The sequence below is a fragment of the Nesterenkonia aurantiaca genome (genome assembly GCF_004364585.1).
Classification (GTDB): Bacteria; Actinomycetota; Actinomycetes; order Actinomycetales; family Micrococcaceae; genus Nesterenkonia; species Nesterenkonia aurantiaca.
Genome location: NZ_SOAN01000007.1, coordinates 87,131 through 110,505, shown reverse-complemented (window position 1 = coordinate 110,505; position 23,375 = coordinate 87,131). Strand labels below are relative to the sequence as shown.

Sequence of the window (23,375 nt, the reverse complement as noted above, 5' to 3'; positions counted from 1 at the left end):
GCTCCAGGTCGACTGCGGCTGGGAATCATGGGTGGCACCTTCGACCCCATCCACCACGGGCACCTGGTCGCGGCGAGTGAAGTGGCCACCGAGTTCGGGCTCGATGAGGTCATCTTCGTGCCTACGGGGGAGCCCTGGCAGAAGGTCGGGCGCGAGGTCGCGCCGGCCGAGCACCGCTACCTGCTGACGGTAGTCGCCACAGCGGCGAACCCCCGCTTCACCGTCTCTCGGGTGGACATCGACCGCGGGGGAGCGACCTACACGATCGACACCCTGCGGGACTTCCGCGAGATGTACCCAGATGCCGAACTGTTCTTCATCACCGGGGCCGACGCGATGGCCCAGATCATGTCTTGGAAGAACGTCGATGAGCTCTGGGAGCTCGCGCACTTCGTGTCGGTGACGCGTCCCGGGTACATCTCCGAGGACTTCGGTCGGACCAAAGAGATCTCTCTGATGGAGATCCCCGCGATGGCGATCTCCTCCACGGACTGCCGCCAGCGGGTCCGCGCCGAGAAGCCCGTCTGGTACCTGGTGCCCGACGGGGTCGTGCAATACATCGCCAAACACCGGCTGTACCAACGAGATCCAGCAGACCCCGCGCGTTGAGTGTCTCGCACCCTCACGCCTCGGCATACGATGGACACCGGTTCTTCACCGTCGAGACCACTTTGAACCAGGGCAATGTTCCGGCTCGGACAGCATTGTCCGACCAGGGACCTCAGGAGGCCGCAGGATGACCGCAGAGAACACCGAGCCGAACGACGCCTCAGGCAAGGATGATCTGCGCGCACGGTACCTACCGGTCTCACGCAAGGAGCTGCGCCGCCAGCGCGAGGCCGAGCTTGCCAAGAAGCGCCCGGGACGACGTCGCCCGCCGAAGCCGGCCATCGACACCACCGCCGCCCCTGCGCCCGTCTCTGCGCTTGATGGTGCGTCCCGTGAGGAAACCCCGCGCGAGGACGCCGAGTCCCGCACCGAGGACCAGCCCAGCACCGCCGTCGATTCCAGCACCGAACGCCAGCGTGGCACTGTCGTCGACACGGGCGCCGACGTCGATGTCGACTCCGCCACTGATCTCACGCCCGAGGCCGACCAGGACACGGGAGCGGACCAAGACACTGGAACGGACCAGGACACTGGAACGGACCAGGGTGCCGGTGCTGCTCCTGCGTTCACGACCGGTTCCGAGTCCACCGGCGGACTCAGCTCCAGCTCAGCGCCTGTCGGGTCCTGGGAGTTCTCCCTGCCAGCCGCCTCCGCTCCGGACGCCACACCTGCTTCGGCACCCGTAGCGGCCGCGGAAGCAGAACTTGCGGATTCTCAGGCAGAAGCCGATTTCTTCGGCACCGAAGAGTCCGACACGCCGGAGGATCGGGCGGAGACAGACTGGTCCGAAGCCGAAGCCGAAGCCGAAGCCGCGCCTGAGGCGCCAGAGGAGACTGCCGGTGAGGCGGTCGACGAGGTGTCGGAGAAGGAGCCTGAGGACGACTCCGAGGTTTCGGAGCCGTCCGAGGACGGTGAAGACCCCCGGCCGGACCTGGCGAACGCCCCCGAGACCGAGCCCGCCTCTGAACTGCCGTCCATACGGCCGCAGGATCTCCCAGGCACCGAGCTCGATGACCAGGAGGAGGCCCCGGTGCCCGCCTCCCGGAAGTCTCGCCGAAGCCTGCAGGTGACCGAGAACATCGCCGCACTCTCCGAGGACAAGCTCGCAGACCTGCAGGGGCTCACTGCGGCGCTGGCCGCCACGGACGACCCGAACCGCGTAGATCCAGAGCTGCTGAAGAAGCAGCAGGCACTGGCGGCTCGGGCGATGCAGGCCAACCAGGAGCGGCTGCGCAAGGAACAGGTCGAAGCCGAGCGTGACGCGAAAGATCCTCGACGTCGACTGCGGCCCGAGTCCGAGGTGATCACGCGCAAGACCCTGCGGGCGCACGTGGAATCCGATGAACCCGCAGAACCCACCGACCACCCGACCGGAGCCATCGAACCGATCCACGCTCGAGGAGCCCACGGTCTGGAAATCGACGCGATGGTCGAACACAGCACGCGTCAGGGAGCGCGTCAGTCCATGATGGGCTGGCTCGTGATCATTCTCGCCGTGCTGCTGATCGTCGCGCTCGGTGTTGTACTCTCATTCATCCTCTAAGCTTGGACGTCATGGCTATCACCGAACTTGTGCTCTCTGAACTCCGCACCGCTGCCTCTGCGGCAGCGGACAAACTTGCGACGAACATCGTCGGGCTCGACGTGGGGGAACGGCTCGGCATCACTGACGCCTTCCTGGTCTGCTCGGCACCCTCCGAACGGCAGATCGGCGCCATCGTCGATGAGGTCGAGCGAGCGCTCAAGGAGGTCCACGACTCCTCGCCGCTGCGCCGAGAAGGTCGCGGCACCGGCACCTGGGTGCTGCTGGACTATGGACATATGGTGGTCCATGTCCAGCACGAAGAGGAGCGCGCCGTCTATGGCCTCGACCGGCTCTACGCCGATGTCGACAAGGTCGATCTGCAGCTCCCCGACGCGCAGTAAAGAGGGTTGTATAGCCCCAGGTCAGCGACTGATCCGAGCGATTCTCCTGGGAATGGGATCCGATTTGCGCAGCGATTCGGGTTCACAGTAGAGTAGGGGAGTTGCCGCGGCGCAGACGCTGATCCGGGGTGATGATCTGGGGGTATGGCGCAGCTGGTAGCGCGTCCGCATGGCATGCGGAAGGTCAGGGGTTCGAATCCCCTTACCTCCACCAGAGCGAAGCAGGTCCGGAGTCCAATAGGACTCCGGACCTTTTTCGTATGCCCAGATTCGTCCTCATGGATCTTTCCGTCAGCCTGCACCCTGACCTGCAGCTGGACCTCTACGGCGCTCCGAGTCAGGCACCCGAGACGTGTCCTGGGTCAGGAGTAGGGTGGAGGCAGACGTCACACCAAACCTCGGAGGTCCCTTCATGCAGCACCGTGTCCTTGGCCGCACCGGCCGCGAAGTATCCACCATCGGTCTCGGCACCTGGCAGTTCGGCGGGGACTTCGGTCGTGTCGAGGAGGCAGACGCCTATGCCGTCATGGATGCCGCAGCCGAGCACGAGGTCACCATCTTTGACACTGCCGACGTCTACGGTGACGGACTCAGCGAGCAGCTGATCGGCAAGTGGCTGGCGAAGAACCCCGAATGGACGGGCCTGGTCGCCACCAAGATGATCCGCCGCGCAGAAGAGCCCAGCCTGGAGCACGCCACGGCCGAGAACTTCCAGGCCTGGGTGGACCGTTCTCGGAAGAATCTCGGTAGAGACACCCTCGACCTGGTGCAGCTGCACTGCCCCAACGATGACGTCTTCGATTCAGACGCCGTCTTCGATCGCCTGGATGCCCTGGTGGAGTCCGGCGCCATCGCCCACTACGGCATCAGTGTGGAGACCGTGGACCAGGCTTTGAGCGCCATCGCCCGGCCGAATGTGGCCTCGGTGCAGATCATCCTCAACGCCTTCCGGCAGAAGCCCTTGGAGAAGGTGCTTCCGGCGGCACGTGAAGCCGGAGTGGGCATCATCGCGCGCGTCCCGCTCGCCAGCGGACTGCTCAGCGGCCGGTACACCAAGGACACCACCTTTGAAGCCTCGGATCACCGCAGCTATAACCGCTCTGGTGAGGCCTTCGACATCGGGGAGACCTTCTCCGGAGTGGACTTCGCGACTGGAGTCGATGCGGCGGCGCAGTTCTCCGAACTCGCGGAACAGGAGGGACTCAAGCCCACGACGGCGGCCCTGGCCTGGATCATCCAGTCCTCCGGCGTGAGCACCGTCATCCCCGGGGCGCGCAATGCCGAGCAGGCCCAGCAGAACGCTGAGGCCGGCGCCGCACCCCAGCTCTCCGATGACTTCCGGGCCGCCGTGCGGAAGCTCTATGCCGATAGGATCGCCCCCTCGGTTCAGGACCGCTGGTAGGCCCTCCCGGAGGCGCCACCGAGCAGAGAACACCGAACAGACACCTTTGAGCAGGAGGACCTATGCGCATTGCCGTCATCGGAGCGACAGGAAACGTGGGAACGGCGGTCTTGCGGCACTTGAGCGGCCGTACCGAGGTGCAGAGCGTGCTCGGGATCGCGCGACGACTCCCCGACACCGACGCCGCTCCCTACGCGGATGCCCAGTGGCACCGCGCAGACATCCAGTACAGCGAAGTCGTGCCGGAGCTCGCCGAGGCGCTGTCCGGCTGTGATGCCGTGATCCACCTGGCCTGGCTGATCCAGCCCAACAGCGAGCGGAGCCTGCTGCGCCGGGTCAACGTGGACGGGACTCGGCACGTGTTGGAGGCCGCGGCACTGGCCGGGGTGCGCCAGGCCGTCGTCGCGTCCTCGGTCGGGGTGTACTCACCGGCCGAGGACGCGACCCCGCGCGACGAGCAGTGGCCCACCGAGGGCATTCCCGGGTCGCACTACAGCCAGGACAAGGTGGCCCAGGAGCGCGTCATGGATGAGTTCCTCGAGGCGCACCCTGGATTCTCTCTGGCACGGCTGCGCCCGGGACTGGTCTTCCAGCGAGAGGCAGGCTCCGAGATCCAGCGCTACTTCGCCGGAGATCTGGCACCGGTGCAGCTGCTGCAGCTCTTCCGCCCGCCGGTGGTACCGGTCCCTGGTGGGATCCGCACCCAGGCCGTGCATGCAGACGATCTGGCTGCCGCTTACGCACAGGCCGCTATCCTCGGGGCTCAGGGTGCGTTCAATGTCTGCGCGGATGACCTCCTCGACGGTGATGCCATCGCGAAGGTCGTCTCCGGGGAGAAGACCCAGGGGATTCCCCTGCGATTGCCAGCCGCCGCGCTGCGACCACTGATGAAGGCCGCTCATCGGGCCCGGATCCTCCCAGCAGATGAAGGCTGGCTAGATATGGGCCGTCATGTGCCGGTCATGGACAACTCACGAGCGAAGCGGGAGCTCGGCTGGGCGCCGCAGCATTCCGGGGCCCAGGCCCTCGAGGAGCTGGTTCAGGGCATGGCCGCCGGGGTCGGCGCCCCCTCGGTTCCTCTGCGCCCCCGGGACATCGACGCCGCGGAACGGCCGGAGCTTCCCTCGACCGACCACGAACTCGGTGGCGAGGTGGACGCCCTGCTGCTGCGCCAATACATGTCAGACCATCTCGCCGGTGCCACAGCGGGAACGAATCGGATCAAGCGCATGGCGGCGGACTATGTGGACACCCCCGTGTTTCCTCAGATCTCCGAGGTGGCCGAAGCCATCACGCGTGAACACGGCTTCCTGGTGAAACTGATCCAGCGCCAGGGTTTCTCGACTCCACCCGGATCCACGACCATCGCCTGGCTGGGGGAGCGGGTGGGACGGCTCAAGCCCAATGGCAGGCCCCCTGGCGGTCGATCACCCTCGACGCTGGTGCTCGAGGCGGAGGTCATGATCACTGCTGTCACGGGCAAGCTTCATGGATGGTCCGTGATGAAGGACCACGCCGCAGCCCTCGGAGTAGACCCGAAGGTCTTCCAGGGGCTGATCGACGATGCAGAGGCCCAGCGCGAGCAGCTGGAGACCGTCCACGAATACGCCCGGCACCGCGCGTTCCGTCGAGACCGCAGCACCTTCGAAAAGACACGCTGAGCATGTAGTTCTGAATTACTCGTAATAACATCTCGATCTTGCTAAGGTCGAAGAGTCCACAAGATAAGTCTGCCCGCCACGTGTCGGGCCGGTGAGATCCCCTTCTGCCTGCGTCAGGCGCAAGGGATCTCGCCTCAGCGAGAAGGAGAGCGAATTGGCACAGACCGATCCGATCCTGACCACTCGACAGGGTCACCCTGTCACCAACAACCAGAACCAGCGCACCGTGGGCAACCGCGGGCCCGCCACGCTGGAGAACTACCAGTTCCTCGAGAATATCAGCCACTTTGACCGGGAGCGGATCCCGGAGCGTGTGGTCCACGCCCGCGGCTTCGTCGCCTACGGCGAGTTCGAGGCCACCGGGATGATCGGTGACGAGCCGGCATCGAAGTACACCCGCGCAAAGCTCTTCCAGGAAGCCGGCAAGAAGACCGACCTGGCGATCCGCTTCTCCACCGTCATCGGTGGCCGTGACTCCTCCGAGGCCGCCCGGGACCCCCGCGGCTTCGCCGTGAAGTTCTACACCGAAGACGGCAACTGGGACCTGGTCGGCAACAACCTTCCGGTGTTCTTCATCCGCGATGCGATCAAGTTCCCCGACGTGATCCACTCGTTGAAGCCGGACCCGATCACCTTCCGCCAGGAGCCCAACCGCATCCTGGACTTCATGGGCCAGACTCCCGAGTCGATGCACATGCTGACCCACCTCTTCAGCCCGCGCGGCATCCCGGCGACCTACCGCCACATGGAGGGCTTCGGCGTCAACACCTACAAGATGGTCAACGCCGAAGGCGAGACCGTGCTGGTGAAGTACCACTTCCACCCGCGCGCCGGCGTCGCCTCGATGACTGAGGCTGAGTCCGCCAAGGTGCAGGGCCAGGACCTCGGCCACGCCTCGAAGGACCTCTTCGAGTCGATCGAACGCGGCGATTTCCCGCAGTGGGACGTCCATGTCCAGATCATGGAAGACCACGAGCACCCTGAGCTCGGCTGGGATCCGCTGGATGACACCAAGATCTGGCCCGAGGATCAGTTCCCGCTGCGCAAGATCGGTGTCATGACGCTGAATCGCAACGTGGGGGATCACCACAACGAGAACGAGCAGATCGCCATGGGCACCGGTGTCCTGGTCGACGGTCTGGACTTCTCGGACGACAAGATGCTGGTGGGGCGCACGTTCTCCTACTCGGACGCTCAGCGCTACCGCGTGGGTCCGAACTACCTGCAGCTGCCGGTCAACCAGCCCAAGGGCCGCGACGGCCAGGTCTACACGAACCAGCGCGGCGGACTGATGTCCTTCGGCAACGACGTGCACCCTGAGCAGAACCCGCACGTGAACTACGAGCCCTCCATCCACAACGGACTGCACGAGTCCCCGGAGCCGCAGCCGAACAACGCTCCGGCCGTGGGTGGAAAGCTGGTGCAGGCGAACCTGGATCGCCGCAACGATTACCTGCAGGCACGGGGCCGCTACAACACCATGATGGACTGGGAGCGCGATGAGCTGATCAACGTGCTCACCGGCATGCTGGAGCAGTCGGAGCGCGACGTGCAGGAGCGCATCGTCTGGCACTTCTTCATGATCCACGACGACTATGGTCAGCGGATCGCGAAGAACATCGGTCTCACCGTGGATGACGTCAAGCACCTGAAGCCGCTGGCGGTGCAGAACTTCACCGAGGAGGAGGAGCAGCGCCTCGCCAACCTCGGCAACAACGGCGACTCCATCGATCCCGAGCAGTGGGGGACCTGGACCGCTTCGGTGGAGAACCGCCAGGTCTCCGGCGAAGACGTGCTCTCCGGCAACCTGGGGAGCCTCAGCTACAGCAAGTGATGAGTTCCGGACTCGCCACCTTCGGCTGATATGACAATGGCCGGGAACCCTGCGGGGTTCCCGGCCATTGCTGTGTGTCCAACTTCTATGCTGAATCGCCGTGCGGCGAAGCCCCCGCTCAGCAGGGGATCGTCTGTCCCAGAAGGCGGCTCAGTGGTTGCGCAGTGCGTCGATCAGCTCATCCTTGTTCATCTGCGAGTACCCGCTGAGACCGAGCTTCTTGGCCCGGTCCTGCAGCTGCGCCACGGTCCGGTCCTCGTAGTTCGACGCCTCGCCGCCCTTCTCGCCTTCGCTGCTGCGGCCCTCTTTCGCAGCGGCGTTGGCGATCCGGGCCGATTTCTCCTTGGAGTTGCCCTCCTCGCGGAGGCGTTCGTAGAGCTCCTCGTCCTTCACGCTTGAACGTGCCATCTCGCCGATTCTTCCCAGTCTCGTGCTGCTCTGCGGAGCCGCGGTTCAGAAGCCTTTGCCGCCGGTGACCGGAATGACCGAGCCGGAGACGTAGGAGGCCTCTTCGCTTGCGAGGTAGACGTACGCCCCTGCGAGCTCCGCGGGCTGTCCTGGTCGGCCCAGGGGAGTGTCCTGACCGAACTGAGCCACACCGTCGAACCCGGTGGCCGGGATCAGCGGAGTCCAGATTGGCCCTGGCGCCACACCGTTGACCCGGATGCCCTTCTCGGCGAGCTCCGCGGCCATCGACTCGATGAACGCGACCTGCGCGGCCTTGGACATCGCATAGTCGAACAACGGGGCCTTGGGCTCGACCGCCTGGATCGATGTCGTGACAATGATCGAGGCACCGGGATTCATATGAGGCACTGCTTCACGGGTGACCACGATGTGCGCAATCAGGTTGGTCTCAAAGACCTTGCGCACCTCAGCGGTCGGCACCGCATCGATGCCGTCGCGCGCCCGCTGATACGCAGCGTTGAGGATCAGCACATCGATGCCGCCGAGGTCCTCCACGGTGCGTCGTACGATCCCGACGGCGCTCTCCTCCTCGGTGATGTCCACCGGGTAGGTGGCGCACTTCTGGCCTGCATCGCGGACGTGCTGCGCAGTCACCTGCGCGTCTTCCTCCTCCTCCGGGAGGTAAGCGATCGCGATGTCCGATCCCTCACGCGCGAAAGCGATCGCGGTTGCTCGACCGATGCCGGAATCCCCGCCCGTGATCAGCGTTTTGCGGCCCTTGAGCCGACCGTGGCCGACCCAGCTCTGTTCACCGTGATCTGGGTCTGGGCCGGTTTTTCCGGTGAGTCCTGGCTGATCCGACTGTTCCTGCTCGGGAAGGTCGCTGTGGCGATACTTGGTCCGGGGGTCCTGCTGGGTATATGAATCTGTCGTCATGGCTGAATCCCTTCGAGTGTGTCGGGTCCGACCGGGGGTCGGCCCAGGCTGAAGTTACCGATCAGACCGCCGACTTCGAGGGGTCCAGGACGACCTTGATGCAGCCGTCTTCCTTCTTCTGGAACGTCTCGTAGGCACCAGGGGCGTCGGTCAGCGGCAGGGTGTGGGTGATGAAGTCGTCCACACCCAGGGGATCTGCGGGGTCCTCGAGAAGCGGCAGGATCTTGTCGACCCAGTTCTTCACGTTGGCCTGGCCCATCTTGAAGCTGATCTGCTTGTCGAACATGGTGATCAGCGGAAGTGGGCTGGCGGCACCGCCGTAGACGCCGCTCAGTGAGATCGAGCCGCCGCGGCGGACCAGATCGATCGCCGAGTACAGTGCCGCGAGGCGGTCCACGCCGACGGTCTGCATCATCGCCTTGCCCGCCGCGTCGGGCAGGAACTGGGCGGAGATCTGGGCAGCCTTGGCGACGGGGGAGCCGTGGGCCTCCATGCCCACGGCGTCCACGACGCCGTCGGGGCCGCGGCCACCGGTGGCCTCGCGGATCTGGTTCAGCGACTCCTCGCCGGTGTCGAAGACCATGACGCCGTGGCGCGCGGCCATCGCGCGGCGCTCGGCTACGGGATCGATGGCGTAGACCTTCATGCCGTGATGCTTCGCGATCCGTGCGGCGAACTGACCGATCGGACCGAGTCCGATGATCGCGATGCTGTCACCGCTCTTGAGCCCGGTGTAGGCCACACCCTGCCAGGCGGTGGGGATGACGTCGGAGAGGAAGAGGTAGCGGTGATCCGGCAGTTCGTTGCCGACCTTGATCGGGCTGTAGTCCGCATGCGGCACCCTCAGGTACTCGGCCTGGCCGCCAGGGACGGCTCCGTACATCGCGGAGAAGCCGTAGAGGGCTGCACCCATGCCCTGCTCGCGGACCTGCGTGACCTCACACTGGGTCTGCAGGCCGCGCTGGCACATGAAGCAGCTGCCGCAGGAGATCTGGAACGGGATGACCACTCGGTCACCGGTGGCAAGGTTCGAGTCGGGACCCGCCTCGACCACACGGCCCATAGGTTCGTGGCCGAGGATGTCCCCGGGTGTCATGAACGGGCCGAGCACCTCATAGAGGTGGAGGTCGGAACCGCAGATTGCGGTGGAGGTGACTTCGATGATCGCGTCGTTCGCCCGCTGGATCTGTGGATCCGGAACGGTCTCCACACTGACCTTGTGATGGCCCTGCCATGTCACTGCTTTCACGCGGTGTCTCCTCAGAAGTCTGTCGGTGGGCGAGTCGAGGGCCGAACGTCAGACGTCACTGCCTTTCTCACCCTTACACGCCTACGCTATCGAGTTTCACCTTGACGCTGGCTGAACGCCAGCATGAGATTAACCGGCAAGGTTCTCGCGGCGAGGCGTGAGCAGCCGCCCGGTGACCAACCGACGGCCCGCGAGGAGCACCCCTAACACTCCCAGTGCCACCAGGATGAAGGACCATTCCGTGCCTCCACCACCGCTGAGCACGCGCACCGTCATGCCCAGTGCCACGGTGCCGAGGATCACCACGACGGCGTCCGGCCAGAGTCGCGAGGGGCCGCGCCAGAAGCGCACGGCCAACGAGCTGACCAGGAGTCCGAGCAGGAACGGAGCTGCGGTGCCCATCACGTCGAGAAGGGCGAGGCCGCTCTCATGGGAGCGATTGCCCAGCGCGGCGAAACCCACCACGAGGAGGCCGTCGAGCACCAGCAGCAGCCAGGGGAGTACGGCCTGACGGGTCGGGGCTGGCTGCGGGGCGGGGGAGGAGTGCATGTGCCGAGTCTAGGTCGATCCATCGGCGTGGGTCGGGGCCGCCCGATGATCGATCGAGGCCGTGCAGGCATCGATGCGCTCGATAGCGGTGGTCAGCGTCTCGACGCTGTTCCAGAGCCTGGGGTGTTGGGCGTGGATCTCTTCCAGCGTGGAACCCGAGGACTTCAGTGTGGCAAGGTCAAAGCTCGCATTGGTCCGTGCGCCTGCGACCGCAGCTCGCAGGGCGCCGAAGGCGACGACGACGTCGGCGATCACGGCTCGCTTGCCGTGGTCTGCCAGCCAGGAGAGGTCCTCGATGGCCGCGACGGCGTGGTCGCCGAGCTCGGCCGAGGTCTGCGCCGCGCCGATGGCGGCCTCGCGGATCGCCTCGTCGCGTTCCGGGCCCTGGTCCAGCTTGAAGACTGCCCCGAACGCGCGAGAGGCGGTCGCGTCGTCGTCGGCAAGGTGCAGGGCCGACTGCCGCAGCGTCTCTGCTCGAGTCAGGATGGCGCTCAGGCGGTCTCGCCGCTCGGGATCAGCCTCGGTGTATCCGGCGACCATAGAGGTCAGCGATGCGGCGATGCCAAGCATCACTCCGGCCCCGGCGCCACCGCCCGGGGAACCGGTGGACTGGGCCAGGCCCTCGGTCCACTCATCGACGGTTGAGCGCTGCGTGGTGATCTCCTCGACATCAGACATGGGCCAAGTCTGTCCCAGAACTGCGGGGAACGAAACGTCGGCAGCGGCGGAGGAGCTTGGAACGAGCCGTCGGATCGCGGGGTTGACGGTATGGCGATGTCGTTCCACCGACCCGGGGCTAAGGTGACTCTCGGGACGCGCAAGAGACGGCTCTCGCTTCAACCTGACATAATGTAGATTATCGGCGCTTTGTCGGGAGTGGCGCATACGCTTGGGAACCCGTGCCTTGTGCCATCGCATCCGGCGTCGCCGTCCTGTTCTTCCCGTTGAGCAACAGAGATGCTCCGGCGCTGAACCTCAAGCAACTGCTGCAGGCCGCCAAGCGTCAAGGGCAGCCAGAAATGACCCGACAAGGATCGCGACCAGTCGGCGGGCATAGCCGAGATTGCATCGACCTGCCTGGGCCCGGGTCCATGACCTGGAGCTTCTTGTCAGGATCAAGGTCAGAGCGCTGCTCCCCCTGATGCCGACGAAGCCTAGGTGCTGCTTGGGGCCTTCACGATATTTGCGTCGTTGCACTGCCGACAACTTGGACTCCCGGTAGGACCAATGACCCTGGGATAACTCCTCGCCGGAGCTCATGGTGGAGTCAGGCCCGCAACATCGCGGGCCAGAACGCGCGGACTTTGTCACCGGGGGTCGGTTGGGACCTGTCACGTGGAGCCACCCTCCGCGCAGAGCAAGACCTGCGCGTCTCCGACCTGCCCAGACGTCGATGCGTATCCAGCATGCGACCTGATGCACTGCGAAGGGATCACCCGCGATGAGCACCCTGACGACCGCTTCTCAGGACCTGCAGCTTCAGTCCGCAGTCCGAGAGGAGCTGCATTGGACGCCGAACCTGGAGGCGGCCGGCATCAGAGTCACAGTCCACGACTCCACCGTTACGCTCTCCGGAGAAGTTGCGGACTCGGAATACCTCCCCGTGAAACGGGCCGCCATGCGGGTCCACGGAGTGTCCAACATCGTCGATGAGCTCGTCGTTCGCCCCAAGACGCCACGACATCTCAGCGAGGCCGACATCGCACAAGAGATCGAATGCGCATTGACCTGGGCCACCAATGTGCCGCCGACCGTCAGGGCCCAGGTCAAAGAGGCCAATGTCACCCTCACCGGTGAAGTCGACTGGGACTTCCAGCGCGAAGCGGCCCAGCACGTGATTGAGCACCTGCGCGGTGTCCATACCGTGACAAACCAGATCACCCTCACCGCCCGGCCCTGTTCTGGAGAGGCAGCCCGGCGGATACGGACCGCGCTGACCACTAGCGCTCAACTCGACGCCACTCACATTACCGTCAGCGTCACCGGGAGCACCGTGACCCTCACCGGCCATGTGCGGTCATGGGCGCAGAAGCAGCAGGCCCGAACAGCAGCCTGGTCCTCCGCGCACGTTGCCCACGTCGATGACCGTCTCGAAGTACACCCGAGCTGAGCACCCCACCCCAAGCCCCCAGCAGAAGGACAGAACCATGACACACACACTCGTCCGCTTCGACCCGTTCGCTGGTTTCGAAAGCCTCCGCCGCGAGCTCTTCGATGACGGTCCGCTGCGCGGGCGGCTCGGCAAGCTGCCCACCACGGATGTCTACACCAACGACAACAAAGAACTCGTCATCGAGGCGCACTTGCCGAACTTCGAGGAGGAGAACGTCACCGTCAGCCTCGGGCAGGGCGCCTTGGTGATCCAAGCCGAACGTCACGAACACGATGAGGACAAGAAGAGAAAGTACGTGATCAGGGAGAGCAGCAGCAGCTTCTATCGCAGCATCGACCTCCCGGAACAAGCAGAGACCGAGCGGATCAACGCCAGCTTCGACGACGGGGTCCTTAAAGTCACCGTGCCGCTGAAGGAACTCTCAGCTCCCACCCGCATCCCCATCACGGGTGGACACAACGGACACCCCGCGCCTGAGCAGAGCTGAGTCATCGGATCTGCTGGCAGGTTGGCGGGGCGCGGCGGTTGACGCCACCGCACCGACAACCCGCCGTGTACCAGGCGCACCAGATTGGTACACGTCCAAGACGGTGGTGATCGTCCTGGCCCTGGGCGCCGTCATCCACCTCACCTTCCAAAGGCCAACAAGCAACCGCGAACAGCACAGCCCCCGGATACGCGTACTGACATCGACTGTGAAGACTAAGGAATCCTCCATGGCAGAGACACTGGTGCGACGTGACCCGATCACGGGCGCCGAAGTACCGCGCTGCGACCTACCCGAAGACGTCATTCTCCGTGCCTTGCGCGGAAAGCTGCACACGATTCACCTGCGCGATGAACCAGGTGAAGGACTCGTCATCGAGGCGATGCTGCCCAACTTCGACGCATCCGACATCACCATCGACGTTCACCAGGGAGAACTTTCGATCCGAGCAGAGCACGATGCCGACGGCGAGGGCACGCAGTACCTGGTCCGGGGTGGCAGCAGTTTCTACCGCAGGGTCACCTTGCCCTCCGGCGCCCAGCAAGACCTCATCTGCGCGGACTTCCAGGACGGGACTCTGCGAGTCACCATCCCCGTGAGCGACCCCACCAGCGACCGCGCCAGCGATCTGAGGTCCGCGCGTCCGCTGGTCCCACTGACCGGACGTGCCGGGGTCGATGTTCTGCTTAGAGTGCATCCGGAACCTCCTCCCCCAGGGGGACACAACAGCGTCGATCCTCACCCATCACCAGCCGCTCTGGAGGCATCCCATGAACATTGATCCACACGCCCCACCCCGCCCCGTCGTCTTTGACCCGGTGACCCGGGACCTGGATGTGATCGTCGGCTTCGACGGGTCCACCCAATCTATCCATGCCCTGGACTACGCGGCGCTGGAGGCGCAACGAAGCGGACGCGTCCTGACCGTGGTCACCGCATCCGGAGCCCCGCTCCCGGTCTCCACCGCTCCCCTGCCGTCAAAGCTCAGAGACGAGGTCCCTGGCGATGCGGCCAAGAAGATTCTCAGCGATGCCCGGGAGCACCTGCAGGGCTATCCAGGACGAGTGAACTTCCGAACCGAGCGCGGAGACGCCACTGTGGTGCTGCGGGAGCTGTCCACCGTGGCGCAGCTGGTGATCGTCGGAGCCCGTGGACGGGGCGGTTTTCTCGGCAAGATCAGAGGTTCGGTGGCCACAGCGCTGCCCGCCCATGCCCAGTGCCCCACCATCGTGGTCTCTGGAGGGTCCGCATCGAGCGAGACGGAGGGGGCTGCGCGTTTCGTCCCCCAATCAGACCCACGTCCGGTCGTGGTTGGCATCGATGGCTCTGAGCACAGCAGGGTCGCCGCCCTGCATGCGGCGCGAGCGGCGCAGGACCGTGATGCGACACTGCAGCTCCTCATGACGCTGCCCTCGCTGGAGGGCTGGTTGGACTGGTACCCGGAGCTGGACCCCATAGACCAAGGGGTGATCAATCGCAGGCAGTCGCAGCTGGAGCAGTCTCTCCGTGCAGAGGTCGCGTGGTTGCTTGGCCACTACCCCGGATTGTCAGTCACCGCGGCAGTGAAGCCCGGTGACGCTGTGGCACAGCTGACCAAGGCAACCCACGACGCCCAGCTCGTGGTGGTCGGCACCCGAGGGCACGGCGTGTTCACCGGTGTGCTCTTGGGGTCCGTCTCCCGCGGGGTGCTCCTGCGGGCTGCCGGTCCGGTCATGGTTGTTCCAGACCTCCAGGACGACCGGCTCAGCGACCAGCCAGGACCCATCCGGTAGATCTGACCGCAGCTGACCGATCTCACGCTGATCACGTGGGTTCACTGAACCCACGAAAGGAGTGCCAAGACAGTGTGTGACGAGTTGGTGAAGGAACCTGTAGGACGCGGGCCGTGCTCTCTCCTTCGAACTCTCGGAACAGAACACCAGATTCGCGCTGACCGGCTGACTCTCCAGGGTTGACGCCCTCGTGATCTTCGAGGCCCCCAGCAGGTGAGGCGAAGCTACGATCCGCTGCTCGAACCTGTGTGGCGCCTCGGTAGTTCTGGCTCTCGCAGCCCCTGTCCTGACCCGTCCGGGAAAGATGGCTCATCAGACGCTGCGTCCGGCTTGTTGGAGGGATCTCCACCGGCCGTGAGTGAGACCTATGGCCCTACTCGACTCGGACTTCCCTGAGCACACTGAAGTCCGGTTCGCGCCTCAGCGACAAAGACTCGAGGAGTTCGTCCATGCATCGTGTATCGCCCAAAATGGCTCACACAGACCGCGTGCTGCAACGTGGGGTAGAAGCCGAACTTTCGTGGTCCCCGGACCTCGATGCCTCCGGGATAGAAATTCACGTAGAAGATTCAGCGGTGACTGCTTCGGGAGTCGTCGGCTCCTACGCCGAATTTCTCGCCGTAGGGCGTGCCATGCGGCGCGTCCGCGGAGTGACCTCGGCGATCAACAAAGTGGTGGTGCAAGCCGAGAACTCCCGTTGGGTGACCGATGCTGATATCCGAAGAATCGTGGATCACGCTTTGACTTGGTCCACAACCGTCCCGAGAACCGTCAAGTCTCGCGTGTTGAACCGTCACGTCACCCTCACTGGGGAGGTGAGCTGGGATTTCCAGCGTCGAGCAGCCCAGCGAGCGGTCCACGACCTCAGGGGCGTGGAATCGGTGGAGAACCTGATCCATCTCACCACACGCACTCCGGTCGAGAACGCTGAGCAGCAGTTACGGGATGCCATGGAACGTAATCCACTGCTCGACTCAAGCCGGATCACCGCGACAGTCATCGACCATACGGCGGTTCTCACGGGTTATGTCTCCTCCCTGGCCGAATGGGAACAAGCTGGTTCAGCGACCTGGGGCTGCCCAAGCGTGACACAGGTCGATAACCGCTTGGTGGTTCGTCCCTACTGACCGAATCCTCTTTCAGAACAGCTGCTGCCCTCCTCACAGCACACCCCTGCACCACCGGGGTCCCCGGACCTTCGACGTAGTGCGAATCTCGGCTTCACGAAAGGACTGCTCCCATGAGCATCGCCAACACTCCGGACCGCGATCTAGACCTCCAGAACGCCGTTCGAGAAGAACTCCAGTGGACTCGCGACCTCGACGCCGCCGGCATCGGGGTCGCTGTCCAGGATGGGACCGTCACGCTCTCCGGAGAAGTGGACACATATTCAGAGTTCCTCGCCGCGAAACGGGCCGCTCTGCGGGTCCACAGCGTGACAACCCTGGTCGACGAGCTCACCGTGCGCTCTCAGGCACCCCTGGATCTCACCGAGACAGATCTGGCTCGGGACATCGAACGCGCCCTGGCCTGGTCCAGCAACGTGCCCAACACCGTCAAGGCTGAGATCAAGGGGGCCAATGTCACCCTCACGGGGGAAGCCGACTGGCACTTCCAGCGCGAAGCCGCCCAAAGGTCAATCCAGTACCTCCGGGGCGTGGAACACGTGGAGAACCGCGTCACACTTGCCGCACGGCCTTCCTCAGAAGACGCAGCAGAACGCATCGAGAGAGCGCTGGTGCGCAATGCTCAACTCGACGCGAAGCACATCACGGTCACCGTTCAGGGAAACACGGTCACGCTGACCGGAAAGGTGCGGTCCTGGGCGGAGAAGAAGCAGGCTGTCGCAGCAGCATGGTCCTCACCCCATGTGACAGAAGTGGAGAACTATCTCGAGGTCCACCCCTCCTGACGCCGAGGCCCAATGATCGGCTACCGATCAGCCTTCCCGGTCAGATCGACCCAGGTCTGCACCACCGTGTCAGGCGTCAGCGATATCGACTCAATGCCTTGGGCGACCAGCCACCGCGCCAGATCCGGATGGTCTGAGGGTCCCTGTCCACAGATCCCCACGTACTTACCCCGCGACCGACACGCGTCGATCACGCTGGTGAGCATCTTGAGCACTGCTGGATTGCGCTCATCGAAGAGGTGGGACACCAGATCCGAACCCCGGTCCACCCCGAGCACCAATTGAGTCAGATCATTCGACCCTATGGAAAAACCGTCGAAGTGTTCCAGGAACTCGTCGACGAGCAGAACATTGCTGGGCACCTCGCACATCATCATGATCTCTAAGCCGAGTTCTCCACGGCGAAGGCCATGACTGGCCAGAAGTTCGACGACCGCTGCGGCCTCTTCGACGGTTCTGACGAAGGGAACCATGATGGCTACGTTCTCCAGGCCCATCTCTTCGCGAACGAATCGCAGCGCCTGGCATTCCATGGCGAAACACTCTCGGAAGTTCTCAGAGAGGTACCGGGAAGCACCGCGGTAACCGAGCATCGGGTTCTCCTCCTGCGGCTCGTAGAGTTCACCGCCGAGGAGCTTGGCATACTCATTCGTCTTGAAATCACTGAACCGCACGATGACCCGTTCAGGCGCGAAACTCGCGGCGATGGTCGAGACCCCTTCTGCCACCCTGCGCACGAAGAACTCCCTGGGTGACCCATACGCCTGGACCCGCCGATCAATCTCCTCGCCCAGCTCATCCGGTAAGGCGTCACGTGCCAGCAGGGCGCGTGGATGCACACCGATCTGGTGGTTGATGATGAACTCCATGCGAGCCAGTCCGACCCCATGGTGCGGAAGTTGGGAGAACGAGAAGGCCTTATCGGGGGTCCCGACGTTCATCATGATCTTCACCGGAGGTACCGGAAGCTGCTCCAAGTCTGTGACGACCTCTTCGAAGGGCAGGGCACCGGCGTAGACGATGCCGTTGTCTCCCTCCGTGCAGGAGACCGTCACATGCTCACCATTGGCCAAGATCGTTGTGGCGTCGCCGGTTCCGACGACGGCGGGCAGCCCCAGCTCGCGCGCGAGGATCGCTGCGTGGCAGGTGCGACCTCCACGTTCGGTGACGATCGCTGAGGCCCGCTTCATGATTGGTTCCCAATCCGGGTCCGTGATCTCAGCGACGAGCACGTCACCGGGTTGGAACAGATGCATGTCCGCAGGAGAACGGAGAACTCGCACCGGGCCGGTTCCGATGCGCTGTCCGATCGCGCGCCCCGTGGTCAGAACCTCCCCGCGGCCGTGTAGGACAAAACGACGTAGCTCCTGTCGTTTCGTGCGGGACACCACGGTCTCAGGACGCGCCTGAAGAATGTAGACCCGCCCGTCGACTCCATCACGCGCCCACTCGATGTCCATCGGCCGACCGTAATGATCCTCAATCGCCAGGGCGCAGCGGCCCAGCTCTGTGACCTCCTCATCGGTGATCGAGAACCGGGAGCGCTCGGCGGATGCCACGCCTTCAAGTACCGTGCTGCTCTCCAAGCTCAGCCCCGAAGAGTACCGCATGGCCACCGCCTTGTCGCCGAGTGTTCTGCTCAGAATGGCTTCGTCTCCGCGGCGCAGCCCAGGCTTGTAGACGTAGAATTCATCGGGATTCACCACTCCCTGGACCACAGCTTCACCGAGACCATAGGCGCTGGTGATGAACACCGCTTCGTCGAATCCGGTCTCTGTGTCCACAGTGAACATCACTCCGGAGGTTCCGATATCGGAACGGACCATGCGTTGCACCCCGGCCGAGAGTGCCACCTCGTGGTGGGTAAATCCATGGTGCACCCGGTAGGCGATCGCGCGGTCGTTGTAGAGCGAGGCGAACACCCTCCGAATCGCGGAGAGCAGATTGTCCACTCCGCCGATATTGAGATAGGTCTCCTGCTGGCCTGCAAAGGAAGCGTCTGGGAGATCCTCTGCTGTCGCGCTGGAACGGACCGCCCAGGTCACGCCCTCTGGGTCGGGATCCCGTGCGATCAGCCTGGTATATGCCTCGCGAATATCGTGCTCCAGTCCTTCCGAGAGAGGCTGGTCGTGGATCCACGAACGAATCTGGGTGCCGACGCGAGCAAGTTCCCCCACATCGTCGACCTCCAGTGCCTCCAGGGCAGACCAGATCCTCCGGTCGAGACCGCGCTCGGCAAGAAAAGACCGGTAGGCCTCCGCTGTCGTGGCGAAGCCTCCTGGCACGCGAACCTTTGCGGCAGAAAGATGAGTCACCATCTCTCCCAATGAGGCATTCTTCCCGCCCACAGCGGCCATATCGGCGAGGGTGGTGTCATCGAACCAAAGAATATTGACCATCAGCTGCTCCTGCTTGAACGTGTGCCCGGTCTATGACGATCTCCCGCTCTGCGGATGCTCGCCCCTGAGAAGACCCCCTCGATGCCTCCACTCAGATGCTGGTCCAACCGTCGCCCGATGCTCTCGGATCCCGACCGCTGAGCGTCGAGACGCCTCCCCGTTTTTAGCTCTCTGACCCAATCCTGATCAGCCAGCCGCTGGGCTCCTAGGGCCTTTGGCCTCGTCCCGGTGCTACATCTGAACTTCTTGCAGTGGGTGACGGACCCTCAGGTACCGGACGCCTCAGAGCAAGGCACAGCTGATCACCGTCTCAATCCAGGCCCGAACGTGTCGCGTCATCGAGTGAGATCTCCCAATCATGAGCAGGAACGACCGTAAATCGCCGACCTGTCACCAGTTCTGGGGTGATGCATACAAAGTGGTCCTTTGTCCCGGGTTGCCAGGAGATGAGTCTGTGCGCACGACTGCCACTGGACGCCAGAGGTGCTGAGATCGTGTCTGCTCTGCCCTGAACCACGACGCTCCAGGCGGTGTTGGTGCCGGTGTTGACGCCATCGATCTCAAATGCCACCGGTGCAGTCCCTAGTGCTGCATCAAGCTTCGTTCCGGGACCGGTGCGGAACAAGATGGTCTGTCCATCCGTGACATACGTCAGCGGAAATATCTCGGGGTGATCCACGGTCCACACGCCCAGCCGACCCATCGAGTTCTCTCGGAGCAGCTCCCAGCAGTCACGACTCTCCAAGACCTCGGTCCTCGGTGGCGGCGTCGTCCCTGACATGAAAGGGACCATACTCCGGTCGCTGGTTGGGCTCTAGTTTTGCCAGCAGCATGGGGTGAGCCTGGCCTGGCACAGTGCGACCAAACCTGAGATCCCTGCGTGGGCTTCGTCAGCTCACCGGCTGACGTCCAGCAACTGGCCGGGGTGGCTGCTGGGTTCTTCGACGAGTCCCGATGGCCCACTCCGCGAACTCCGTCGTTCCCCTGAGCGTCCCGAAGGTCTCAGTGAGCCTGGGGCGCGCCGAAGTCTCGCGGAGCAGCCTCGACCTGCTCTGTCAGGCGCGATCGTTTGAGCCACTTGAATGCCTCGTCGCTTCCCCAGACGAGGAAGGGCAGCGGAATCAGCAGAAACATCAACCAGGTCTCAGGTATCGCGGTGCCGAAGACCACCTGCAGCGGTGCTATCCCGACGATGGCGGCAGCCAAGAGGACTTCGAAGCCGATTCCCCAGAGCAGCAGTCGATTGCTGAACACCCCGACCCGGAGAAGAGACTCCGTCTGCGTCCGGGACGCCATCGCGGTGCCGATCTGACACGACACGATGCCCAGGAAGGTCATCGTGGTGGCTTCCCTCCAGAGAAGCTCCGGCTGGGTCGCCCCCGTCGCAGAGTCGAAGGCCCACCCTCCGGAGGCCAGGGTCTGCAAGAAGAGTCCGGTGACCAGGACGGCAGATACCCCTCCCATGACCGCCCAAGCCCGGATCAACATCTCGGAGTTGATCACGTTCTCCCTCCGTCGGCGGGGAGGACGCTCCATCAGACCCGGCTCCGGTGCTTCGCGCCCCAGCGCCAGCGCCGGCAGCGTTTCGGTGAAAAGGTCGATGGCGAGGATCTGCATGACCGTCAGTGGCAGCGGAACTGCACCACCAGAGGCCGCGTAGATCAGGAGAGGCACGACCTCCGGTGTGGCGTGGGCAAAGATGTAGACGATGAACTTCCGGACATTGTCATAGACCCGCCGACCGGCTTCCACGGCAGCAACGATGGAAGCGAAGTTGTCATCGGTGAGCACCATGGTGGCTGCCTCGCGCGCGACGTCGGTACCTGATCCGCCCATCGCGACGCCGATATCGGCCCGGCGGAGAGCTGGCGCATCGTTGACGCCATCACCGGTCATAGCCACGATGTGCCCCAGGCTCTGTAACGCATCAGTGATCCTGAGCTTCGCCTCCGGCGAGCTGCGCGCGAAGATGAGCTCCTCATTGCGTTCCAGGAGCTCGTCCAGCTCCGCTTCGCTCATCAGATCGAGATCGGAACCGTTGACGACCGCCAAACCTGAGACGCCGATGCCCACCTGCCGGGCGATTCCGGCTGCGGTCAGACCGTTGTCACCGGTCACCACGATGAGTCTGATCCCTGCGGCGTGGCACTGTGTCACCGCGGCGGCGACCTCGGGGCGAGCAGGATCCGACAATCCCACCATACCCAGCAGTGTCAGATCCTTCTCCGCCTGCGCCCGAGAGAGACCTCCCAGGTCCCTATCGTGGAGCACCCGATCAGCGACAGCGATCAGCCGGAGGCCCCGGGCCGCCCATTCCTGGACGACGGCCTCGACCAAGCGCCGATCATGATCCCCCAGGGGGCGATCCTCCCCTGCCCCTGCCACGCGGGTGCACAGCCGAAGTATCTCCTCAGGAGCTCCTTTCGAGTGAACCACCGCCTGGTGCCCGACACGATCCACCGTGGACATGCGTCTGAGCACAGGGTCGAAATGGAAGTGCACTAGTCTCTCCAGATCCGATCTGTCGCCTACGGCACCCAGGGTCACCGCATGGCGAAGCATCGCCACTTCCGTGGGGTCTCCGACGTCTTGAGCTCGCGAGTGGACCGGATCCGAGGAATCTCCCAGGTCCTCAGACGCCGACGGCCCAGCTTCGGTCGGGAACACTGTCGGGTTCACCAAGCGGGCATTGGAACAGGCCGCCGACGCTCGCCCAAACCTGAACCCGAGCAGATCTGACGCTCCAGCCTCAGCCCGCATCGCTTCCGAGACCCTCATGCCCGGCAGCAACTCGGCCGGCGGAGATGCCGGCGGATCCTGGGGCCCCCCGAATGTCCAGAAAGCCGTGACCTGCATCCGGTTCATCGTGAGTGTCCCGGTCTTGTCCGTACAGATCACGCTCGTGGAGCCCAATGTCTCCACCGCAGAGATGCGTTTGACCAACGCTCCGTTGCGGGCCAGCACTCGTACCCCGACGGCCAGGGCCAAGGTGATGGTAGGAAGCAGACCCTCCGGGACATTGGCGACCAGCAGACCGATGGCGAAGTTGACGGTGTCGGTCAGCGGAAGATCCGCCAGAAAGAGTCCCACCGGAACAAACGCCATACCCATGCCGACAGCAATCAGCGCAATGAGCCGGGCTGCTCGAGCAACCTGTTGCTCCAGCGGACTCGGGTCCTTCACCACGCGCTTGGACAGCGCGGCGATGCGTCCAAGTTCGGTGCCCATTCCCGTCGCGTAGACCAACGCCGTGGCCTCACCTCCCACGCAGCTGCTGCCGCTGAAGACCACGTCGACCGACTGCAGCAGGGAAGTCTCAGCGTTGATCTCCGCCTCCGGGGTCCTCAGCGCTGCCTGGGATTCTCCAGTCAAGGTCGATAGATCGACCTCAAGTGATCCCGTGAGCAGACGGGCATCGGCTGATATCCGATCTCCCTCTTGAATGGCGATCACGTCTCCCGGGACGAGTTCGGTGGCCTCGATCGTGGCTAGAGTGCCGTCCCGAATCACCTGGCAGCGCTCTGGCAGGTAGGCCGCCAAGGCCTCGACCGCCTTCTCGGCGTGCCTCTCCTGAAGGAAGGCGAAGATCGCATTGAGCAGAATGACCGCCACGATCGCGACAGTGAGCGCTGTGGTGCCGGTGATGACGGCCAACAGGGCGGCCGCCCAGAGCAGCAGGGCGAGCGGATGGATGAACTGGTTCAACAGTTCCCGCACCCAGCCACGCTTCTCATCGCGGATCAGCCGATTAGGACCTGCCACCACAAGCCGACGCGCAGCTTCCCTCGATGACAGGCCACCCCGCCGAGTCCGGAGGTCAATCAGCAGCCGCTCGAGAGACTCCGTCGGATCCTGGATGGACAGTTCGTCACTGCGTCCGGATTCCGCGGCAGAAGCTGACCCTCGCTCTGACTCGCCATGATGGGCACTCATCTCCACATCCCAGCGCGAGGTGAGTGTCCACGCCAGGGCCCAACGGCCCCTGGCTTCTCCCGAGACTCCTCAGCAGCAGGGCCATTGGCCATCACACCAACCAGGTCTCGTCCTCGTCGACGTCTTCGAAGCTTGCGCCCCGAGCCCGACCCATTGCAGAAGCAGGGAAGATCGACGACCCGCTC

At 64.2% G+C, this 23,375-nt stretch carries 20 protein-coding genes and 1 tRNA gene; 13 read left to right on the top strand and 8 right to left on the bottom strand.

Features of this window, described 5'->3' with window-relative positions; translation table 11 throughout:
* Positions 1 to 12: 12 nt before the first annotated feature.
* From nadD to EV640_RS09875, 7 genes are all read left to right on the top strand, one after another.
* Positions 13 to 609, top strand: coding sequence for a nicotinate-nucleotide adenylyltransferase (gene nadD / locus EV640_RS09905; RefSeq protein WP_369797212.1), 597 nt, complete (start codon positions 13 to 15; stop codon positions 607 to 609).
* Positions 610 to 736: 127 nt separating this feature from the next.
* Complete coding sequence (locus tag EV640_RS09900) at positions 737 to 2,152, top strand: hypothetical protein (protein ID WP_133726372.1); 1,416 nt, start codon at positions 737 to 739, stop codon at positions 2,150 to 2,152.
* An 11-nt stretch (positions 2,153 to 2,163) separates the two neighbouring features.
* A complete protein-coding gene (rsfS, locus tag EV640_RS09895) occupies positions 2,164 to 2,535 on the top strand; it encodes a ribosome silencing factor (protein ID WP_036475430.1) in 372 nt (123 codons plus the stop codon).
* Positions 2,536 to 2,673: 138 nt separating this feature from the next.
* Positions 2,674 to 2,749: transfer RNA gene (locus tag EV640_RS09890), tRNA-Ala, on the top strand.
* 198 nt (positions 2,750 to 2,947) lie between these two features.
* The gene (locus EV640_RS09885; RefSeq protein WP_036475552.1) at positions 2,948 to 3,937 is read left to right on the top strand and encodes an aldo/keto reductase; all 990 of its coding nucleotides are present in this window, start codon (positions 2,948 to 2,950) and stop codon (positions 3,935 to 3,937) included.
* Between the two features lie 62 nt (positions 3,938 to 3,999).
* The gene (locus tag EV640_RS09880) at positions 4,000 to 5,598 is read left to right on the top strand and encodes an NAD-dependent epimerase/dehydratase family protein (protein ID WP_036475429.1); all 1,599 of its coding nucleotides are present in this window, start codon (positions 4,000 to 4,002) and stop codon (positions 5,596 to 5,598) included.
* Positions 5,599 to 5,752: 154 nt separating this feature from the next.
* Positions 5,753 to 7,432: a catalase gene (locus EV640_RS09875; RefSeq protein WP_133726371.1), complete on the top strand. Its 1,680-nt coding sequence runs from the start codon at positions 5,753 to 5,755 to the stop codon at positions 7,430 to 7,432.
* 150 nt (positions 7,433 to 7,582) lie between these two features.
* Here EV640_RS09875 and EV640_RS09870 read toward each other — a convergent pair whose 3' ends face one another.
* From EV640_RS09870 to EV640_RS09850, 5 genes are all read right to left on the bottom strand, one after another.
* Positions 7,583 to 7,840, bottom strand: coding sequence for a DUF7218 family protein (locus EV640_RS09870; RefSeq protein ID WP_036475427.1), 258 nt, complete (start codon positions 7,838 to 7,840; stop codon positions 7,583 to 7,585).
* Between the two features lie 45 nt (positions 7,841 to 7,885).
* Complete coding sequence (locus EV640_RS09865) at positions 7,886 to 8,776, bottom strand: SDR family oxidoreductase (RefSeq protein WP_036475426.1); 891 nt, start codon at positions 8,774 to 8,776, stop codon at positions 7,886 to 7,888.
* A 61-nt stretch (positions 8,777 to 8,837) separates the two neighbouring features.
* Positions 8,838 to 10,025 (bottom strand): alcohol dehydrogenase catalytic domain-containing protein, encoded by a 1,188-nt coding sequence (locus EV640_RS09860; RefSeq protein WP_036475425.1) that lies wholly within the window; start codon positions 10,023 to 10,025, stop codon positions 8,838 to 8,840.
* 129 nt (positions 10,026 to 10,154) lie between these two features.
* The gene (locus EV640_RS09855; protein WP_036475424.1) at positions 10,155 to 10,574 is read right to left on the bottom strand and encodes a DUF3054 domain-containing protein; all 420 of its coding nucleotides are present in this window, start codon (positions 10,572 to 10,574) and stop codon (positions 10,155 to 10,157) included.
* A gap of 9 nt (positions 10,575 to 10,583) precedes the next feature.
* Positions 10,584 to 11,252 (bottom strand): cyclodeaminase/cyclohydrolase family protein, encoded by a 669-nt coding sequence (locus EV640_RS09850; RefSeq protein WP_133726370.1) that lies wholly within the window; start codon positions 11,250 to 11,252, stop codon positions 10,584 to 10,586.
* Between the two features lie 763 nt (positions 11,253 to 12,015).
* On the opposite strand from EV640_RS09850, the gene EV640_RS09845 reads away from it, so the two are divergent.
* From EV640_RS09845 to EV640_RS09820, 6 genes are all read left to right on the top strand, one after another.
* The gene (locus EV640_RS09845; RefSeq protein ID WP_133726369.1) at positions 12,016 to 12,684 is read left to right on the top strand and encodes a BON domain-containing protein; all 669 of its coding nucleotides are present in this window, start codon (positions 12,016 to 12,018) and stop codon (positions 12,682 to 12,684) included.
* Positions 12,685 to 12,721: 37 nt separating this feature from the next.
* A complete protein-coding gene (locus tag EV640_RS09840) occupies positions 12,722 to 13,174 on the top strand; it encodes an Hsp20/alpha crystallin family protein (protein ID WP_166645907.1) in 453 nt (150 codons plus the stop codon).
* A gap of 229 nt (positions 13,175 to 13,403) precedes the next feature.
* Positions 13,404 to 13,955: an Hsp20/alpha crystallin family protein gene (locus EV640_RS09835; protein ID WP_133726367.1), complete on the top strand. Its 552-nt coding sequence runs from the start codon at positions 13,404 to 13,406 to the stop codon at positions 13,953 to 13,955.
* Positions 13,945 to 14,946 (top strand): universal stress protein, encoded by a 1,002-nt coding sequence (locus EV640_RS09830; RefSeq protein WP_133726366.1) that lies wholly within the window; start codon positions 13,945 to 13,947, stop codon positions 14,944 to 14,946. The genes EV640_RS09835 and EV640_RS09830 overlap by 11 nt, the downstream gene beginning before the upstream one ends.
* 449 nt (positions 14,947 to 15,395) lie before the next feature.
* Entirely contained in the window at positions 15,396 to 16,073 is a 678-nt protein-coding gene (locus EV640_RS09825; protein WP_133726365.1) for a BON domain-containing protein, read from the top strand.
* A 113-nt stretch (positions 16,074 to 16,186) separates the two neighbouring features.
* Positions 16,187 to 16,858: a BON domain-containing protein gene (locus tag EV640_RS09820; RefSeq protein WP_036475418.1), complete on the top strand. Its 672-nt coding sequence runs from the start codon at positions 16,187 to 16,189 to the stop codon at positions 16,856 to 16,858.
* A gap of 20 nt (positions 16,859 to 16,878) precedes the next feature.
* Here the strand turns inward: EV640_RS09820 and ppsA are convergent, their stop codons facing one another.
* The 3 genes from ppsA to EV640_RS09805 form a co-directional block, all read right to left on the bottom strand.
* Positions 16,879 to 19,257 carry a phosphoenolpyruvate synthase gene (gene ppsA / locus EV640_RS09815; RefSeq protein WP_133726364.1) on the bottom strand — a complete coding sequence of 793 codons (2,379 nt, stop codon included), beginning with the start codon at positions 19,255 to 19,257 and terminating at the stop codon, positions 16,879 to 16,881.
* Positions 19,258 to 19,567: 310 nt separating this feature from the next.
* Positions 19,568 to 20,038 carry a pyridoxamine 5'-phosphate oxidase family protein gene (locus EV640_RS09810; protein WP_084479565.1) on the bottom strand — a complete coding sequence of 157 codons (471 nt, stop codon included), beginning with the start codon at positions 20,036 to 20,038 and terminating at the stop codon, positions 19,568 to 19,570.
* A gap of 221 nt (positions 20,039 to 20,259) precedes the next feature.
* A complete protein-coding gene (locus EV640_RS09805) occupies positions 20,260 to 23,190 on the bottom strand; it encodes a cation-translocating P-type ATPase (protein WP_133726362.1) in 2,931 nt (976 codons plus the stop codon).
* Positions 23,191 to 23,375: the final 185 nt, after the last annotated feature.

Coding starts and splice junctions, on each gene's coding strand:
- EV640_RS09900 (WP_133726372.1), top strand. CDS start 737: ATGACCGCAGAGAACACCGAGCCGAACGACGCCTCAGGCAAGGATGAT.
- rsfS (WP_036475430.1), top strand. CDS start 2,164: ATGGCTATCACCGAACTTGTGCTCTCTGAACTCCGCACCGCTGCCTCT.
- EV640_RS09885 (WP_036475552.1), top strand. CDS start 2,948: ATGCAGCACCGTGTCCTTGGCCGCACCGGCCGCGAAGTATCCACCATC.
- EV640_RS09880 (WP_036475429.1), top strand. CDS start 4,000: ATGCGCATTGCCGTCATCGGAGCGACAGGAAACGTGGGAACGGCGGTC.
- EV640_RS09870 (WP_036475427.1), bottom strand. CDS start 7,840: ATGGCACGTTCAAGCGTGAAGGACGAGGAGCTCTACGAACGCCTCCGC.
- EV640_RS09865 (WP_036475426.1), bottom strand. CDS start 8,776: ATGACGACAGATTCATATACCCAGCAGGACCCCCGGACCAAGTATCGC.
- EV640_RS09855 (WP_036475424.1), bottom strand. CDS start 10,574: ATGCACTCCTCCCCCGCCCCGCAGCCAGCCCCGACCCGTCAGGCCGTA.
- EV640_RS09850 (WP_133726370.1), bottom strand. CDS start 11,252: ATGTCTGATGTCGAGGAGATCACCACGCAGCGCTCAACCGTCGATGAG.
- EV640_RS09845 (WP_133726369.1), top strand. CDS start 12,016: ATGAGCACCCTGACGACCGCTTCTCAGGACCTGCAGCTTCAGTCCGCA.
- EV640_RS09840 (WP_166645907.1), top strand. CDS start 12,722: ATGACACACACACTCGTCCGCTTCGACCCGTTCGCTGGTTTCGAAAGC.
- EV640_RS09835 (WP_133726367.1), top strand. CDS start 13,404: ATGGCAGAGACACTGGTGCGACGTGACCCGATCACGGGCGCCGAAGTA.
- EV640_RS09830 (WP_133726366.1), top strand. CDS start 13,945: ATGAACATTGATCCACACGCCCCACCCCGCCCCGTCGTCTTTGACCCG.
- EV640_RS09825 (WP_133726365.1), top strand. CDS start 15,396: ATGCATCGTGTATCGCCCAAAATGGCTCACACAGACCGCGTGCTGCAA.
- EV640_RS09820 (WP_036475418.1), top strand. CDS start 16,187: ATGAGCATCGCCAACACTCCGGACCGCGATCTAGACCTCCAGAACGCC.
- ppsA (WP_133726364.1), bottom strand. CDS start 19,257: ATGGTCAATATTCTTTGGTTCGATGACACCACCCTCGCCGATATGGCC.
- EV640_RS09810 (WP_084479565.1), bottom strand. CDS start 20,038: ATGTCAGGGACGACGCCGCCACCGAGGACCGAGGTCTTGGAGAGTCGT.
- EV640_RS09805 (WP_133726362.1), bottom strand. CDS start 23,190: ATGAGTGCCCATCATGGCGAGTCAGAGCGAGGGTCAGCTTCTGCCGCG.